Below are 13,252 nucleotides of genomic sequence, written 5' to 3'. Positions count from 1 at the left end.
ATAAAGTTATCTATAATTAGAGACAGAAAATGGAGGAAGGGTATGAAAAGATATTATTTAGCAATTGATATAGGAGCATCCAGCGGAAGACATATTCTCGGGCATATGGAAGATGGGAAAATGGTTCTCGAGGAAATTTACCGTTTCCCGAATGGAATGCAGAAACGGGACGGTGAGAAGGTGTGGGATATCGAGGCACTCTTTGAAGCCGTGTTGGCCGGAATGAAAAAATGCAGAGAACTTGGAAAGATCCCGGTGAGTGTCGGAATTGATACATGGGCAGTTGATTTTGTCCTTCTGGACAAGGATGATCAGCGGATCGGAAATGCCGTTGCTTATCGCGATGACCGCACGAAAGGAATGGATGAGGAGGTTTATCGCACAGTGCCGGAGGAAGAACTCTATGCATCGACCGGTATTCAGAAACAAATTTTCAACAGCATTTATCAGCTCATGGCGTGGAAGAAGAAAAAGCCGGAACAGCTGGAAAAAGCAGAGACTCTTCTGATGATTCCGGATTACCTGAATTTCCTGCTTTCCGGCGTGAAAGCGCAGGAATACACAAATGCAACAACGACCCAGCTTGTCAATCCGGAAACCGGGGACTGGAACAGGGAGATGATTCAAAAACTGGGATATCCGGAGAAAATCTTCCTGCCGATCCGTGAACCGGGGACTGTGATCGGTCGTCTGAAAAAAGAAATTCAGGAGCAGGTCGGCTTCGACTGTGAGATTGTTCTTCCCGCAACACACGACACAGGCTCCGCAGTAGTCGCTGTGCCAAGCAATGAGGAGCACGTGCTCTATATCAGCTCCGGAACCTGGTCTCTGATGGGAACAGAATTAAAAGAGGCCGATTGCGGGACAGAAGCCATGCAGCACAATTTTACCAATGAAGGCGGCTACAACAGAAGATACCGTTTTCTGAAAAACATTATGGGGCTGTGGATGATTCAGTCTGTACGAAAAGAAATCGCAGAGGAGGTAAGTTTTGGAACCATTTGCGAAATGGCATCGAAATGCAGGATTTCATCCATCGTGGATGCAAATGACGATCGTTTTCTGGCACCGGAACATATGACAGCAGAAGTGCAGAAGGCATGTGAAGAAAGTGGCCAGCAGGTACCGCAGGGAATTACAGAGATCGCAGCAGTGATCTACAACAGTCTGGCAGTATGCTATGCCAAGACATTAAAAGAACTGGAAGAACAAACGGGCTGTCAGTACCGGAAGATTCATGTTGTAGGTGGCGGCGCCAACGCCGATTATCTGAACCGGCTGACAGCAGAAAAGACCGGAAGGACCGTACTGGCGGGACCGACAGAGGCAACTGCCATCGGCAATCTGGCGGTGCAGATGATCACCGGAAAGGAATGCAGCAATTTGAAAGATGCGAGAAACTGTATTTTCCATTCCTTCGAAATCAAACAATATGAGCCATAAAAAATGAGACGAAAGGTTAAAAGGGGCAAAGAACATGTTAGTTGAAACAAAAGCAAAAGTAGGTGTATTTGCAATCGCACTGGGTGCATATCTGCCGCAGTTCCCGACGCTGGTTCCGGAATTTGAGGCACAGTATGATGCGTTCAAAAAGACGATTCCCGATACCGTTGAAATGATCGATGGTGGAATCGTTACAACGAAAGAATTATCCATGGAAGCAGGAGATAAGTTCCGTGCAGCGGATGTAGATCTTGTTATTTTACAGCTTCTGACCTACGCGACCAGCTACAATATGCTCCCGGCAGTCCGTGACCTGAATGTGCCGGTTGTGCTTGTGAATGTGCAGAAACGGAAAGCACCGGATTATGCCAATACCGATACGCCAAAATGGCTGGGTGAGCTGTATGCCTGTGGAGCAGTCGGTGAGATGGTAGCCGATCTGGAGCGTGCAGGAAAACGTCATGCCGTCATCACCGGTGTTGTAGAAGGCGGAGATGCTTACGTGGCAAAGGAAATCGATGAGTGGTGCCGGGCAGCCCAGGTACGCAGAAGATTCCGTTACACCAATATTGCCCAGATCGGAAGACCATATCCGGGAATGATGGACCTGTATATCGATGAAACCAATCTTTACAACCGGATGGGACTTTATACGAAACAGTTCGACTGGGAGAAAATATGGGCAATCGCGGATCCTGTTACAGATGAGGCCGCAATCCGCGCCAAGGCAGAGGAGATTCTGGATACCTTTGACATCGAGGGCGGTGCAACGGTAGAGACCGTATGGGATATGGCAAAATATGTCGTTGCTTTTGAAGAATGGGTAAAAAAAGAAGATCTTGGTATGGTGGCATCCCATTATGACGGCTTTGCCAAGGGGGTTGCCGGAAAACTGGACAGCATGCTGATCCCGGCATTTTCCATGCTGATTAAACAGGGCACAGCCTGCGCCGTAGAGGGTGATATGAAAGTTGCAATGGCAATGAGCATTCTGAAAACAATCGCCGGAACCGGTCAGCTTTCTGAGATGTATTCGATCGATTTCAATGAGGATATCTGTATTATCGGCCATTCCGGATCGGGAGATGCTGATATTTCGCAGGTGAGAAAACCGTCTATGAAAATCGTTGATGTCTTTCATGGCAAGACGGGCGGCGGATATCTGACGCAGTTTTATCCGCCGGTTGGCGATGTTACATACCTTGGAATTACGCAGGATAAAGACGGTCACTTTAAATTTGTTGCTGCAGAGGGTGTCAATGAGGATGGTCCGATCTTTACCTTTGGCGATACCAATATGAGAACACGTTTCTCTATTGGGGCAAGAGAGTTCTGCAACAGATGGAGTGAAGCGGGACCAACACATCATATGGCAGCTGCGGTCGGACACCATATTGATACGATTCTGAAAGTGGCAAAAATCCTGGATGTGCCGGTAGAGGTTGTGTGCCGGTAAATATCGATAAAAGAAGAGGAAAAGAGAGAAAGAAGAGGGAAAAAACATGAAATTTTTAGATGCAGAATTTGTAAAGGGCTTTATCCGCATGGCAAATGACGGCTGGGAGCAGGGATGGCATGAGAGAAACGGCGGAAACCTTTCTTACCGTGTGAAACCGGAAGAGGTTGAAGAGGTAAAAGAAAACTTTGAGGCCAGAGAGTGGAATCCGATCGGAACCGCCGTTCCAAATCTTGCGGGAGAGTATTTCCTGGTAACCGGAAGCGGAAAATATTTCCGAAATGTCACAATCAAACCGGAAGACAGCATCTGTATGATTGAGCTGGATAAAAAAGGTGAAAATTACCGCATCGTCTGGGGCCTCGTCAACGGAGGACGTCCGACCTCAGAGCTTCCGAGCCATCTGATGAACCTGGAGGTAAAAAAACTGCAGGACGAAAGATACCGCGTTGTTTACCATGCACATACCACCAACGTGATCGCGCTTACCTTTGTTCTGCCGCTGGAAGATAAAGTATTTACCCGCGAACTCTGGGAGATGGCAACCGAGTGCCCTGTTGTATTCCCGTCCGGAATCGGTGTCGTTCCGTGGATGGTTCCGGGAGGCAGAGAGATCGCCGTTGCCACGAGCGAGCTGATGAAGAAATATGATCTTGCTATCTGGGCACACCACGGCATGTTCGCCGCCGGCTTTGATTTTGACCTGACCTTTGGGCTGATGCATACCGCAGAAAAATCTGCAGAAATTCTGGTAAAAACACTTTCCATGCAGCCAACGAAACGTCAGACGATCACACCGGATGAATTCCGCCATCTGGCAAAGGATTTTGGTGTAACACTGCCGGAAGAATTTTTGTATGAGAAATAAAACTGGAAACTGATAGTGAAAAATGGCCGTCTGATCCTTGCACTGAGGAATGGGACGGCCATTTTTTTGCTGTGCAGAAGAAAAAGTCTATTAATTTCTTTTGGAATTTGATAAACTATAAGATAAGATTATCGATTAGAAAACAGTGGAACATTTCATTATCAGACAGAAAATGCTGGTGTGTCTGCGCTCAGAAAGGAAAGATGAAATATGACTTCAGCGATTAGTATAGGAAAGCAGGATTTTGCTTCCCTTCGAGAAAATCATTATTTTTATGTTGATAAAACCGATTTTATCAGACAATGGTGGGAAAGTGGAGATGACATTACGCTGATCACACGTCCGAGAAGATTTGGCAAAACATTGAATATGAGCATGCTGAATTGTTTCTTTTCCAGACAGTATGCAGAAAAAGGTACCATCTTTGAAGGGCTTTCCATCTGGAAACAGGAAAAATACCGCAGACTGCAGGGAACTTATCCGGTGATTTTTCTGAGCTTTGCGGACGTAAAACAGAATAACTATCAAGATGCAGTGCAGAAGATAAAAAATATTATTGTAGATGCTTATCGCCAACATCGGTATTTGGAGCAGGAAGAATGCTTTACGCAAAATGAGAAACAGCAGATGCTGGAAATTACAGAAAAAATGAGTGATGTGACAGCACAGGATGCATTAAAAAATCTTTCCAGTTATTTGAATCTTTTATATGGAAAAAAAGTTTTGATCTTTCTGGATGAATATGACACGCCCATGCAGGAAGCCTATATTCATGGATACTGGGATGAATTTGTAGGATTTATGAGAAGCCTTTTCAATGCGACATTCAAAACAAATCCATATCTGGAACGCGCTGTGATGACTGGAATTACCCGTATTTCCAAAGAATCTGTCTTTTCAGACCTCAATAATCTGACAGTTATTACAACAACATCGGATGCCTATGCAGACTGTTTTGGTTTTACAGAAGAAGAGGTATTTCAATCATTAGATCAATTTGGAATGCCGGAAAAGAAAGATCTGGTAAAGCAATGGTATGACGGATTTTGCTTTGGCACGCATCGTGATGTTTACAATCCGTGGTCTATTACAAATTATCTGAAAGAGAAAAAACTGCGGCCCTACTGGGCAGCTACAAGTTCCAATGGATTGATCAGCAAACTCCTGCAGTCGGCATCGGTAAATATGAAGGAAGAACTGGAAAAACTGATCAACAGACAACAAATTGTAGTTAATTTTGATGAGCAGATTATATTTGGACAATTAGAACAGGATGAAAGTGCGGTATGGAGTCTGTTGGTGGCAAGCGGTTATCTGAAAGTGGAGGAGATTGAATACAGAGGACTGACGCTGGAGCCGTGGTATTCTCTTTCCATCACAAATCTGGAGACTGTGAGCATGTTTTCGAATATGTTCAAAAGCTGGTTTGCAGCGGCATCTGCCAATTATAATGAATTTATCAAAGCATTGCTGAATGGGGATGTAAAAGCGATGAACCTCTATATGAATGATATTGCACTTGCTACATTTAGTAATTTTGATGCTGGAAAACATGCGTCCGAGCGGAGCCAGCCAGAGCGGTTTTATCATGGATTTGTACTTGGGCTGCTGGTGGAAGTGCGAGATCTTTATGAGGTGCGTTCCAATCGGGAAAGTGGGTATGGAAGATACGATGTGATTCTAATTCCCAGAAATTTGGATCGAGATGCTATGATTCTGGAATTTAAAGTAAAAGAAACGGAAGAAAAAACGCTGCAGGAAACGGTACAAAAAGCACTGGCGCAGATTGAAATAAAGAAATACGACGTGGAACTAAAAGAACGGGGAATTCCAAAAGAAAGAATCCGGTATTATGGATTTGCGTTTGAAGGGAAAAAGGTACTAATTGGGTAATAGAAAACGCTGTCAATGCTTCTCTGGAAGGGGAAGCGGGACAGCGTTTTTCTGTTAATTGTGATTAGAGTACCATTTGAAGCAGCATCGCCAAAAGCGGCATCGTCACAATAGAAGCCAGCATAGTAACAACATTGATGGCACTGGCATAGCGTGAATCGTTTCCGTATACCTGGCACATCTGTGTAACTGTAGAGGCAGATGGCGTGATGACGGCGAGAAAAACAATCAGAATCAGCGTCGGTCCGTCTGCAGAAAGATCGGCAAGATGGCTGATTTTCAGAAGAACAAGCGCCATCAGCGGAACGGCGATCAGGCGGAGAAAGGTCACGAAGTAAATCCGTTTATTCGCAAAAATCTGCCGGAAGTCCATGCCGGCAAAAAGCATACCCGTAACAATCATACTGGCAGGGCCAACCATGCTTCCGACAGAATGAAGCGTATTGTTGACCAGCGCAGGAAGCCGGATGCCCGTGAAAAAAAGAAGAATTCCGACGAAAATAGAAATAATATTGAGGTTCAGAACAATCTTCTTCCAGTCATAGGAAGCCTCACGGCTGATCACCTTTTTGCAATGCGTCCAGAAAAAGACAAGCTGTACGCTCATATAAACACAGCTGTAAAGCACCCATTCCGCTCCTAAAACAGCCGTCACAAGCGGCACAATCAGATTGCCGGAATTGGAGTAGTAAACAGAAGTTATCTCAACCGCATCCAAATGAAACACCCGTCCAAGAGCTGAAACCGCAAAAAGAAGCACAACCTGCATCAGAAACGAAGCCGCAAACGCAACCAGCAGCCCCCGCACCGTTTCCGGCGTGTAATCGACCTGAAACGCATTCAGAATCACGCAGGGAATGATCAGGTACAGCACAATTTTCGACAGAACTTTGCTGTCCTCATCCTTTAAAAGTCCGGCTTTTACGATTAAAAAGCTCATAAAAATCATAAGAAAAAGCTGCGCGATCTGCTGCGCAAGAAGAATACTGATCATCATAAAATCCACCCGTATTTGTGCCTTATGGGAAATATTATAAGACGATGGGGAGGGAATTTCAAATTCTTTTTTGGGGGATTTTGGTTGAAAAGGATGACAAACATGTAAGAAAAATGGCTGTTGACCAAAAGAAAATGCTGTCGTATAATATATTTGACAAGAGAACCGTTGGTCAGTGCACACCTGACCGCCGGATAAAGTTTTTAGCTAAAAATAGCGCTTTACTTTACCAGAGCAGGAGCGCTATTTTTGATTTGACAAAGTTATACTATTGCAATACAATATATACTGCAAGACAGCTGGAAGGTGAGCGCAATCACCCATCTGGCGAAATGTTAAATAGCTATAAGAAATGGTCATCCATGCTTACCAGAGAGCAGGATGGCCATTTCTTATGTGCATATATTTGAAAAATTGATTACATGTAAAAAGAATAAATGGATGGATTTGTTCTGACCGTTTCCTTTTGAATAAGTGTTTTGATTTGTACACTCTAACCAATGCAGGCGTTTTTACCTGCATATTTATTATAGGTGTTGTGCGAAAAAAACAATAAAAATTAAAAATGAATACTACAATTCAATGTGAATTGATTTTATTTACGATTTGTCCTATAATTTTGAGTAAAGAACAGATCTGCAAATCTGGATTTAGCGAGAGGTTTATGGAAATCTATTTGTATAATTATCAATGCAAATTGTAAAAAAGGATGTTATGGTGGATCAATTAAAGAAGGAGTAGAGCGTAAATGGCGGATAAAAATACAGCGAATATTGGATTTGAAAAGCAGATATGGGATGCTGCATGTGTACTGCGTGGTAATCTGGATGCTTCGGAATATAAGAGTGTAGTTTTGGGGCTAATTTTTCTGAAATATATTTCTGACAGATTCGACGAGAAATATCAAGCCTTGGTTGAGGAGGGGGAAGGTTTTGAGGAAGATATTGATGAATATACTTCCGAAGGAATCTTCTTCGTACCAGCAGGAGCCCGGTGGAATGAAATTGCGGCAAAAGCGCACACGCCAGAAATCGGCACAGTAATTGATGATGCCATGCGTGCAATTGAAAAAGAAAATAAACGATTGAAAGATATTCTGCCAAAGAATTTTGCACGCCCCGAATTGGATAAGCGAAGACTGGGTGATGTTGTAGACTTATTCACAAATATCCAAATGATTGAGCATGGAAGTGAAAAAGATATTCTTGGACGAACCTATGAATATTGTCTGTCTATGTTTGCAGAACAGGAAGGAAAACGTGGTGGTGAATTCTTTACGCCATCCTGTGTGGTTCGGACTTTAGTGGAAATTTTGAAACCATTTAAAGGCCGTGTCTATGATCCATGTTGTGGATCGGGTGGAATGTTTGTACAGTCGGCAAAATTTGTAGAAAATCATAGTGGAAATATTAGTAACATTTCTATTTATGGACAGGATTCCAATCCGACAACCTGGAAGATGGCACAGATGAACCTTGCCATTCGCGGAATCGAACCAGATCTTGGAAACTATGCGGCAGATACCTTTCTGGAAGATCAGCATCCTACTCTTCGAGCAGATTATATTATGGCAAATCCGCCGTTCAATCTTTCTGACTGGGGAGCAGATAAGTTAAAAGAAGATTTACGCTGGAAATATGGAACACCACCGGCGGGAAATGCCAACTTTGCATGGCTGCAGCATATGATTTATCATCTCAATCCTACGGGAGGCCAGATCGGTATGGTGCTTGCAAATGGATCGCTTTCTTCACAGTCTGGCGGAGAGGGAGAGATCCGAAAAAATATTATCAATGCAGATCTGGTAGAATGCATCATTGCTATGCCGACGCAGTTATTCTATACCACACAGATTCCGGTATCACTTTGGTTTATCAACAACCATAAGAAACAGACAGAGAAGACGTTGTTTATTGATGCACGTAAAATGGGAACCATGGTAAGCCGCAAACTTCGGGAACTGACAGAGGAAGATATCAAGAAAATTGCGGATACTTATACGGCGTTTGTAGATGGAACGTTAGAAGATGTGAAGGGATTTTGTGCAGTAGCAGACACCACAGAAATTGAAAAACAAGACTACATCCTGACACCAGGACGGTACGTCGGCATCGAAGAGCAAGAAGACGATGGGGAACCATTTGAAGATAAGATGAATCGATTGACATCGGAACTTTCGGAAATGTTTGCGAAGAGTCATGAGTTGGAAGAGAAAATACGGAAAAATTTGGGGGCTATTGGATATGAGATCTGAGTGGAAAGTTGTAAAATTATCTGACATTGCAGAATTTAATCCTAGAGAATCTCTTCCAAAAGGAACTATTGCAAAAAAGGTGGCAATGGATAAACTTCAACCGTTTTACAGAGATATTCCGTCGTATGAGATAGAAGCGTTTAACGGGGGAACGAAATTTCGAAATGGCGATACTATAATGGCTCGAATCACACCTTGTTTGGAAAATGGAAAAACAGCAAAAGTAAATATCTTAGAAGAAAATGAGGTTGGTTTTGGATCAACAGAGTATATTGTTTTTCGTGCAAAACAAGGGGTAGACGCAGATTATCTTTATTATTTGATCAGTAGTCCTTGGGTACGGGAACCAGCAATTAAATCAATGGTAGGATCATCGGGAAGGCAACGTGTTCAAACGGATGTGCTTCAAAATTTGAAAATTTTAAATCCGGCATATAATGAACAGAAAAAAATTGGTGGTATTTTAAGTGATTTGGACGACAAAATTGCGATGAATGCAAGGATAAACAAGAATTTATATGCGGCTTAGAGGTCGATGTCGGAGACGTCGATCTCGCCGGACATGAGTTTCGGAAGTAAAGAGTCTCTAATTGCTGCAAGATTCTCGGATTCTTTATTGTTATAGGATGCAGTCTGATAAAAGGGAGACACTTGTGCTTCAAAAGTTGAAAGCATTTGATCATCAGGAATCTGGAGTGGAATGGCGTTAAGGATCTTAGTGGTCATGCTAGGAACGGCAGATCCGGCGTTCATGGATGCTAAATCCTTCCCTTTAAGGAAATGAAAAACAAACTTTGCAACATTCTGTCGCTTCATTTTCGTAAAGAACATCGTATCCACTGACCAGAATGGCTCGTTAACATACATAACGTTGTTGAGTGTTCCTTTACGAGGAACGAGAACCGATTCCTGTTCATATAAAGCCCGATCAACATGGCGCATAATACCTCCTGAACCATAAACAGGTATATCGCCATCATGCAGTTTCTTATGATCTTTGCCATAACAAACTTCGATGAGATCAGAGAGCTTGCCTTCAGGCCATAAAGAATCTGCGTCAGTGATGAACATTTTCGTGTATATGGCTTGAGCTTGCTCAAGTAAATTCTTGTTTAACCTAAATACTCCCACCAACGGCGGGAGCTAAAGCCAACGGAACTGCCGTTGAGTCGTTCTCTGGAAAATAAATTTGAAGGAGAATGACCTATGAAACAACAAATTATTTCAGAGGTGGTGCAGCAAATGCTGCCACACCTCGACAATGCCCAGATGCAGCAACTGCAAAAGGTGCTTGAAAATGCACTGTTTGGCTGCGAGATTACAGCGCAGACAGAAAAGAGCGATACAGACAACAACCCAAAGCTGATAGACGCTTTTGTTGCAGCAAAACGGATTGAAGGCTGTTCAGAAAAAACGCTGAAATATTACCGCACAACCATTGAAACGATGGTGGCTTCGATAAACAAAGGTATTCGCCACATTCAGACGGAGGACCTGCGTTCCTATCTGACAGATTATCAAGGTAAGAACCAGTCCAGCCGTGTGACGATAGATAATATTCGCAGGATTTTGTCCAGCTTTTTCTCATGGTTGGAGGATGAGGATTATATTTTGAAAAGTCCTGTTCGCCGTATTCATAAGGTGAAAACGGCAACTAATATCAAGGAAACATACACAGACGAGGACTTGGAGAAAATGCGCGACAACTGCGCAGAACTTCGGGATCTGGCGATGATTGATATGCTGGCCTCTACCGGAATGCGTATCGGTGAAATGGTTTTGCTGAACAAAGCGGACATCAATTTTAACGAGCGTGAATGTGTGGTTTTCGGTAAAGGCGATAAGGAACGCATCGTATACTTTGATGCTCGGACAAAGATTCATCTACAAAACTACATTGACAGCAGAACGGATGATAATCCGGCATTGTTTATTACCCTGCGTTCTCCGCATGAGAGAATCAAAATCGGCGGCATCGAATCCCGTCTGCGTGAAATGGGTAAACGGTTGGATATTCCGAAAGTCCATCCACATAAGTTCCGAAGAACGCTTGCAACGATGGCGATTGATAAAGGAATGCCGATTGAGCAGTTACAGCAGCTCTTGGGACATAAACGAATAGATACGACCTTGCAGTACGCAATGGTCAAACAGAGCAATGTTAAGTTGGCTCACAAGAAATACATAGGTTAAGGAAGGTGGTTATATGACGCAAATTAAACACTATGAATTGGGTGAACTTGCTGATGTTACAAAGTTGGCAGGATTTGAGTTTACAAAGTATATAAAATACAATAATTATGGGGAAATTATAGCATTAAGAGCTTTGAATCTTCGGCATGGAGAACTGGATTTAACAGATATCAAAAGAATTGATAGAAGTGTATCTGAACTTTTACCGAGAAGCAAATTATATATAAACGATATTTTGCTTACATATACAGGAAATGGGTATGGAGATTGTGCAATTATTGAGGAAAATGATAAATATCATTTAGCACCCAATATCTGTAAAATTGCATCGAATGTTGAAAAAGTTGTTCCATATTATTTATATAGCTATATTAGAACCAATGAATTTTATAAGATTATGTCGAGTCATATGACAGGATCAAGTCAGCCAACAATACCGATGAAAACAATTCGAATGCTTCCGATTCCACTTCCACCTATTGTTGTTCAGGAAAAGATTGCAGAAGTTGCATATTGCATAAATGAAAAAATAAGGAAAAATAATGCCATAAACAAGAATTTAGAGCAGCAAGCTCAGGCTATATTTGCAAATGAGTTTTTATCTCTTGAGACGTTACCCGAAGGCTGGAAACAAGCCAGTTTGATAGACATTGCAGACTATCTAAATGGTCTTGCTATGCAAAAATATCGTCCAACCGCTGACGAAAGCGGCATTCCGGTTCTTAAAATCAAGGAACTTCGTCAAGGGTGTTGTGATGATAATAGCGAGTTATGCTCTCCAAATATTAAATCCAATTATATCATTCACGATGGTGATGTTATTTTTTCTTGGTCGGGCAGCTTATTGGTTGACCTTTGGTGTGGCGGTATCTGTGGTTTGAATCAGCATTTATTCAAGGTCACATCAAGCAAATATGACAAATGGTTTTATTATGCTTGGACAAAGCACCACCTTGACCGCTTTGTAGCTGTTGCCGCCGATAAAGCTACAACCATGGGGCATATTAAACGAGATGAACTTGCAAAAGCAGAAGTTCTTATTCCTAATAAAAAAGACTATGACCGCATAGGTGCTTTACTCCAGCCCATCTATGAAATGATCATATCAAATCGAATAGAGAATAAAAAACTTGCCGCAACAAGAGATACTTTGCTTCCTAAGCTGATGAATGGTGAAATTGATATATCGGAGGTGGATTATGAATAAGAAAGACCTCTCAATACCATTTAGTGCACCGCTTAATCCACAAGATACCGAACAACAGACCTATGGTTGCAGAGCCAACAATCCAGACATATGCGGAAATAATGGCTTACCTAACATCTGTGCTTTTTCTTCTACGGATTGTATATGCAAAAAGCCGTCAAGAGCTTGGAAAAAGCAATACAACAAACTCAAGGATTAAGCCGCTAAATTCTTGTTTAATTATTCGTGGAGGAATATTTTATGCTCAAAGATTGGAATTTTTGGTGTTCTATAATCACGGCGTTAGTAGCTATAGTGGCATTGTTTTTATCAATTCATCAAATAAAACTTAGCAATAAACAGAGTTTATTTGATCGTAGATTGAAAGCATATATGTTGGCAAATGGACTGATTTCCCTTTGCAAGGATAATTATAAGTGGATCTCGGAAGAAAGAGAGGCTGAACCTCAGTTAGCCAATGATTACAATTTTAAGTTGCTAACTAATAATACTTATATGGAAAGCCAGGCAGATGCCATTGATCATCCATTGGAACAGCCTTTTCATAAAGAATTTTTGCGGAAACGAGAAGAACTCAGAAATTCAGCAATGGAAGTTGAGTTAATTTTTAGAGGAGAAGCTGCCCTAACATATAGCGAATTTTTGAGGGCATATGAGTCTGCGTTGGCTACGATGTATCAATATCAGATTATCATTGACAAAATGATGAAAGAAAATGAAAAACATCCTATGACTCTGGAAAAAGCTGGGAAAATGTTTTCGGAAGAAAATTATAGGAATAATCTTTATAATGCATTAGAAAAATTAAAAAAAACATATGATGTAGCGATTCAAGACAACATAAAAAAGCAGATGGAAAAACAACTTAGATTGATATAAGAGCATTGATAAGGTACATTTAAGTGAACTATGAGATTCTATCATAGAACCACAATAAAAAC

General features: G+C 42.0%; 13 protein-coding genes. 11 read left to right on the top strand and 2 right to left on the bottom strand.

All coding sequences use genetic code 11. The annotated features are described in order from the left end of the window. The first annotated feature begins 42 nt into the window (after positions 1–42). The 4 genes from rhaB (at position 43) to DW769_RS02650 (ending at position 5,660) form a co-directional block, all read left to right on the top strand. Positions 43–1,443 (top strand): rhamnulokinase, encoded by a 1,401-nt coding sequence (gene rhaB, locus DW769_RS02665; protein WP_118749928.1) that lies wholly within the window; start codon positions 43–45, stop codon positions 1,441–1,443. Between the two features lie 34 nt (positions 1,444–1,477). Beyond that, positions 1,478–2,899, top strand: coding sequence for an arabinose isomerase (locus tag DW769_RS02660; RefSeq protein WP_118749927.1), 1,422 nt, complete (start codon positions 1,478–1,480; stop codon positions 2,897–2,899). Positions 2,900–2,945: 46 nt separating this feature from the next. Next, positions 2,946–3,767 carry a rhamnulose-1-phosphate aldolase gene (rhaD, locus tag DW769_RS02655; protein ID WP_118700342.1) on the top strand — a complete coding sequence of 274 codons (822 nt, stop codon included), beginning with the start codon at positions 2,946–2,948 and terminating at the stop codon, positions 3,765–3,767. 210 nt (positions 3,768–3,977) lie between these two features. Beyond that, on the top strand, positions 3,978–5,660 hold the full coding sequence (locus DW769_RS02650; protein ID WP_118700341.1) for an AAA family ATPase: 1,683 nt from the start codon (positions 3,978–3,980) through the stop codon (positions 5,658–5,660). Between the two features lie 64 nt (positions 5,661–5,724). Here the strand turns inward: DW769_RS02650 and DW769_RS02645 are convergent, their stop codons facing one another. Beyond that, positions 5,725–6,657, bottom strand: a complete 933-nt coding sequence (locus tag DW769_RS02645) for an AEC family transporter (RefSeq protein ID WP_118749926.1) — start codon at positions 6,655–6,657, stop codon at positions 5,725–5,727. A 44-nt stretch (positions 6,658–6,701) separates the two neighbouring features. Here DW769_RS02645 and DW769_RS02640 point away from each other — a divergent pair, with 44 nt between their 5' ends. The 3 genes from DW769_RS02640 (at position 6,702) to DW769_RS02630 (ending at position 9,440) form a co-directional block, all read left to right on the top strand. After that, positions 6,702–7,067, top strand: a complete 366-nt coding sequence (locus tag DW769_RS02640) for a hypothetical protein (RefSeq protein WP_118749925.1) — start codon at positions 6,702–6,704, stop codon at positions 7,065–7,067. A gap of 338 nt (positions 7,068–7,405) precedes the next feature. Continuing rightward, positions 7,406–8,911 carry a class I SAM-dependent DNA methyltransferase gene (locus DW769_RS02635; protein WP_118749924.1) on the top strand — a complete coding sequence of 502 codons (1,506 nt, stop codon included), beginning with the start codon at positions 7,406–7,408 and terminating at the stop codon, positions 8,909–8,911. Next, positions 8,901–9,440 carry a restriction endonuclease subunit S gene (locus tag DW769_RS02630; protein WP_118749923.1) on the top strand — a complete coding sequence of 180 codons (540 nt, stop codon included), beginning with the start codon at positions 8,901–8,903 and terminating at the stop codon, positions 9,438–9,440. The genes DW769_RS02635 and DW769_RS02630 overlap by 11 nt, the downstream gene beginning before the upstream one ends. Here the strand turns inward: DW769_RS02630 and DW769_RS02625 are convergent. After that, positions 9,437–9,982 (bottom strand): restriction endonuclease subunit S, encoded by a 546-nt coding sequence (locus DW769_RS02625; RefSeq protein ID WP_118749922.1) that lies wholly within the window; start codon positions 9,980–9,982, stop codon positions 9,437–9,439. The two genes, DW769_RS02630 and DW769_RS02625, sit on opposite strands and share 4 nt — an antisense overlap. Before the next feature lie 135 nt (positions 9,983–10,117). Here DW769_RS02625 and xerA point away from each other — a divergent pair, with 135 nt between their 5' ends. From xerA to DW769_RS02605, 4 genes are read left to right on the top strand one after another with little or no spacing between them, the layout of a single operon-like run. Next, on the top strand, positions 10,118–11,104 hold the full coding sequence (xerA, locus tag DW769_RS02620) for a site-specific tyrosine recombinase/integron integrase (protein ID WP_118749921.1): 987 nt from the start codon (positions 10,118–10,120) through the stop codon (positions 11,102–11,104). Positions 11,105–11,117: 13 nt separating this feature from the next. Beyond that, on the top strand, positions 11,118–12,311 hold the full coding sequence (locus DW769_RS02615) for a restriction endonuclease subunit S (RefSeq protein ID WP_118749920.1): 1,194 nt from the start codon (positions 11,118–11,120) through the stop codon (positions 12,309–12,311). Then, the gene (locus DW769_RS02610) at positions 12,304–12,510 is read left to right on the top strand and encodes a hypothetical protein (protein ID WP_118749919.1); all 207 of its coding nucleotides are present in this window, start codon (positions 12,304–12,306) and stop codon (positions 12,508–12,510) included. The genes DW769_RS02615 and DW769_RS02610 overlap by 8 nt, the downstream gene beginning before the upstream one ends. Before the next feature lie 41 nt (positions 12,511–12,551). After that, on the top strand, positions 12,552–13,190 hold the full coding sequence (locus DW769_RS02605) for a hypothetical protein (RefSeq protein WP_118749918.1): 639 nt from the start codon (positions 12,552–12,554) through the stop codon (positions 13,188–13,190). The last annotated feature ends 62 nt before the right edge of the window (positions 13,191–13,252 follow it).

Origin of the sequence: Blautia sp. AM29-29 (assembly GCF_003480555.1) — a bacterium.
In the GTDB taxonomy this organism is placed as follows: Bacteria; Bacillota; Clostridia; order Lachnospirales; family Lachnospiraceae; genus Fusicatenibacter; species Fusicatenibacter saccharivorans.
This window is presented reverse-complemented; position numbering and strand designations above follow the sequence as displayed.

Coding starts and splice junctions, on each gene's coding strand:
- DW769_RS02645 (WP_118749926.1), bottom strand. CDS start 6,657: ATGATGATCAGTATTCTTCTTGCGCAGCAGATCGCGCAGCTTTTTCTT.
- DW769_RS02605 (WP_118749918.1), top strand. CDS start 12,552: ATGCTCAAAGATTGGAATTTTTGGTGTTCTATAATCACGGCGTTAGTA.
- DW769_RS02630 (WP_118749923.1), top strand. CDS start 8,901: ATGAGATCTGAGTGGAAAGTTGTAAAATTATCTGACATTGCAGAATTT.
- DW769_RS02640 (WP_118749925.1), top strand. CDS start 6,702: ATGGGGAGGGAATTTCAAATTCTTTTTTGGGGGATTTTGGTTGAAAAG.
- DW769_RS02610 (WP_118749919.1), top strand. CDS start 12,304: ATGAATAAGAAAGACCTCTCAATACCATTTAGTGCACCGCTTAATCCA.
- DW769_RS02615 (WP_118749920.1), top strand. CDS start 11,118: ATGACGCAAATTAAACACTATGAATTGGGTGAACTTGCTGATGTTACA.
- rhaB (WP_118749928.1), top strand. CDS start 43: ATGAAAAGATATTATTTAGCAATTGATATAGGAGCATCCAGCGGAAGA.
- xerA (WP_118749921.1), top strand. CDS start 10,118: ATGAAACAACAAATTATTTCAGAGGTGGTGCAGCAAATGCTGCCACAC.
- rhaD (WP_118700342.1), top strand. CDS start 2,946: ATGAAATTTTTAGATGCAGAATTTGTAAAGGGCTTTATCCGCATGGCA.
- DW769_RS02660 (WP_118749927.1), top strand. CDS start 1,478: ATGTTAGTTGAAACAAAAGCAAAAGTAGGTGTATTTGCAATCGCACTG.
- DW769_RS02650 (WP_118700341.1), top strand. CDS start 3,978: ATGACTTCAGCGATTAGTATAGGAAAGCAGGATTTTGCTTCCCTTCGA.
- DW769_RS02635 (WP_118749924.1), top strand. CDS start 7,406: ATGGCGGATAAAAATACAGCGAATATTGGATTTGAAAAGCAGATATGG.
- DW769_RS02625 (WP_118749922.1), bottom strand. CDS start 9,982: ATGTTCATCACTGACGCAGATTCTTTATGGCCTGAAGGCAAGCTCTCT.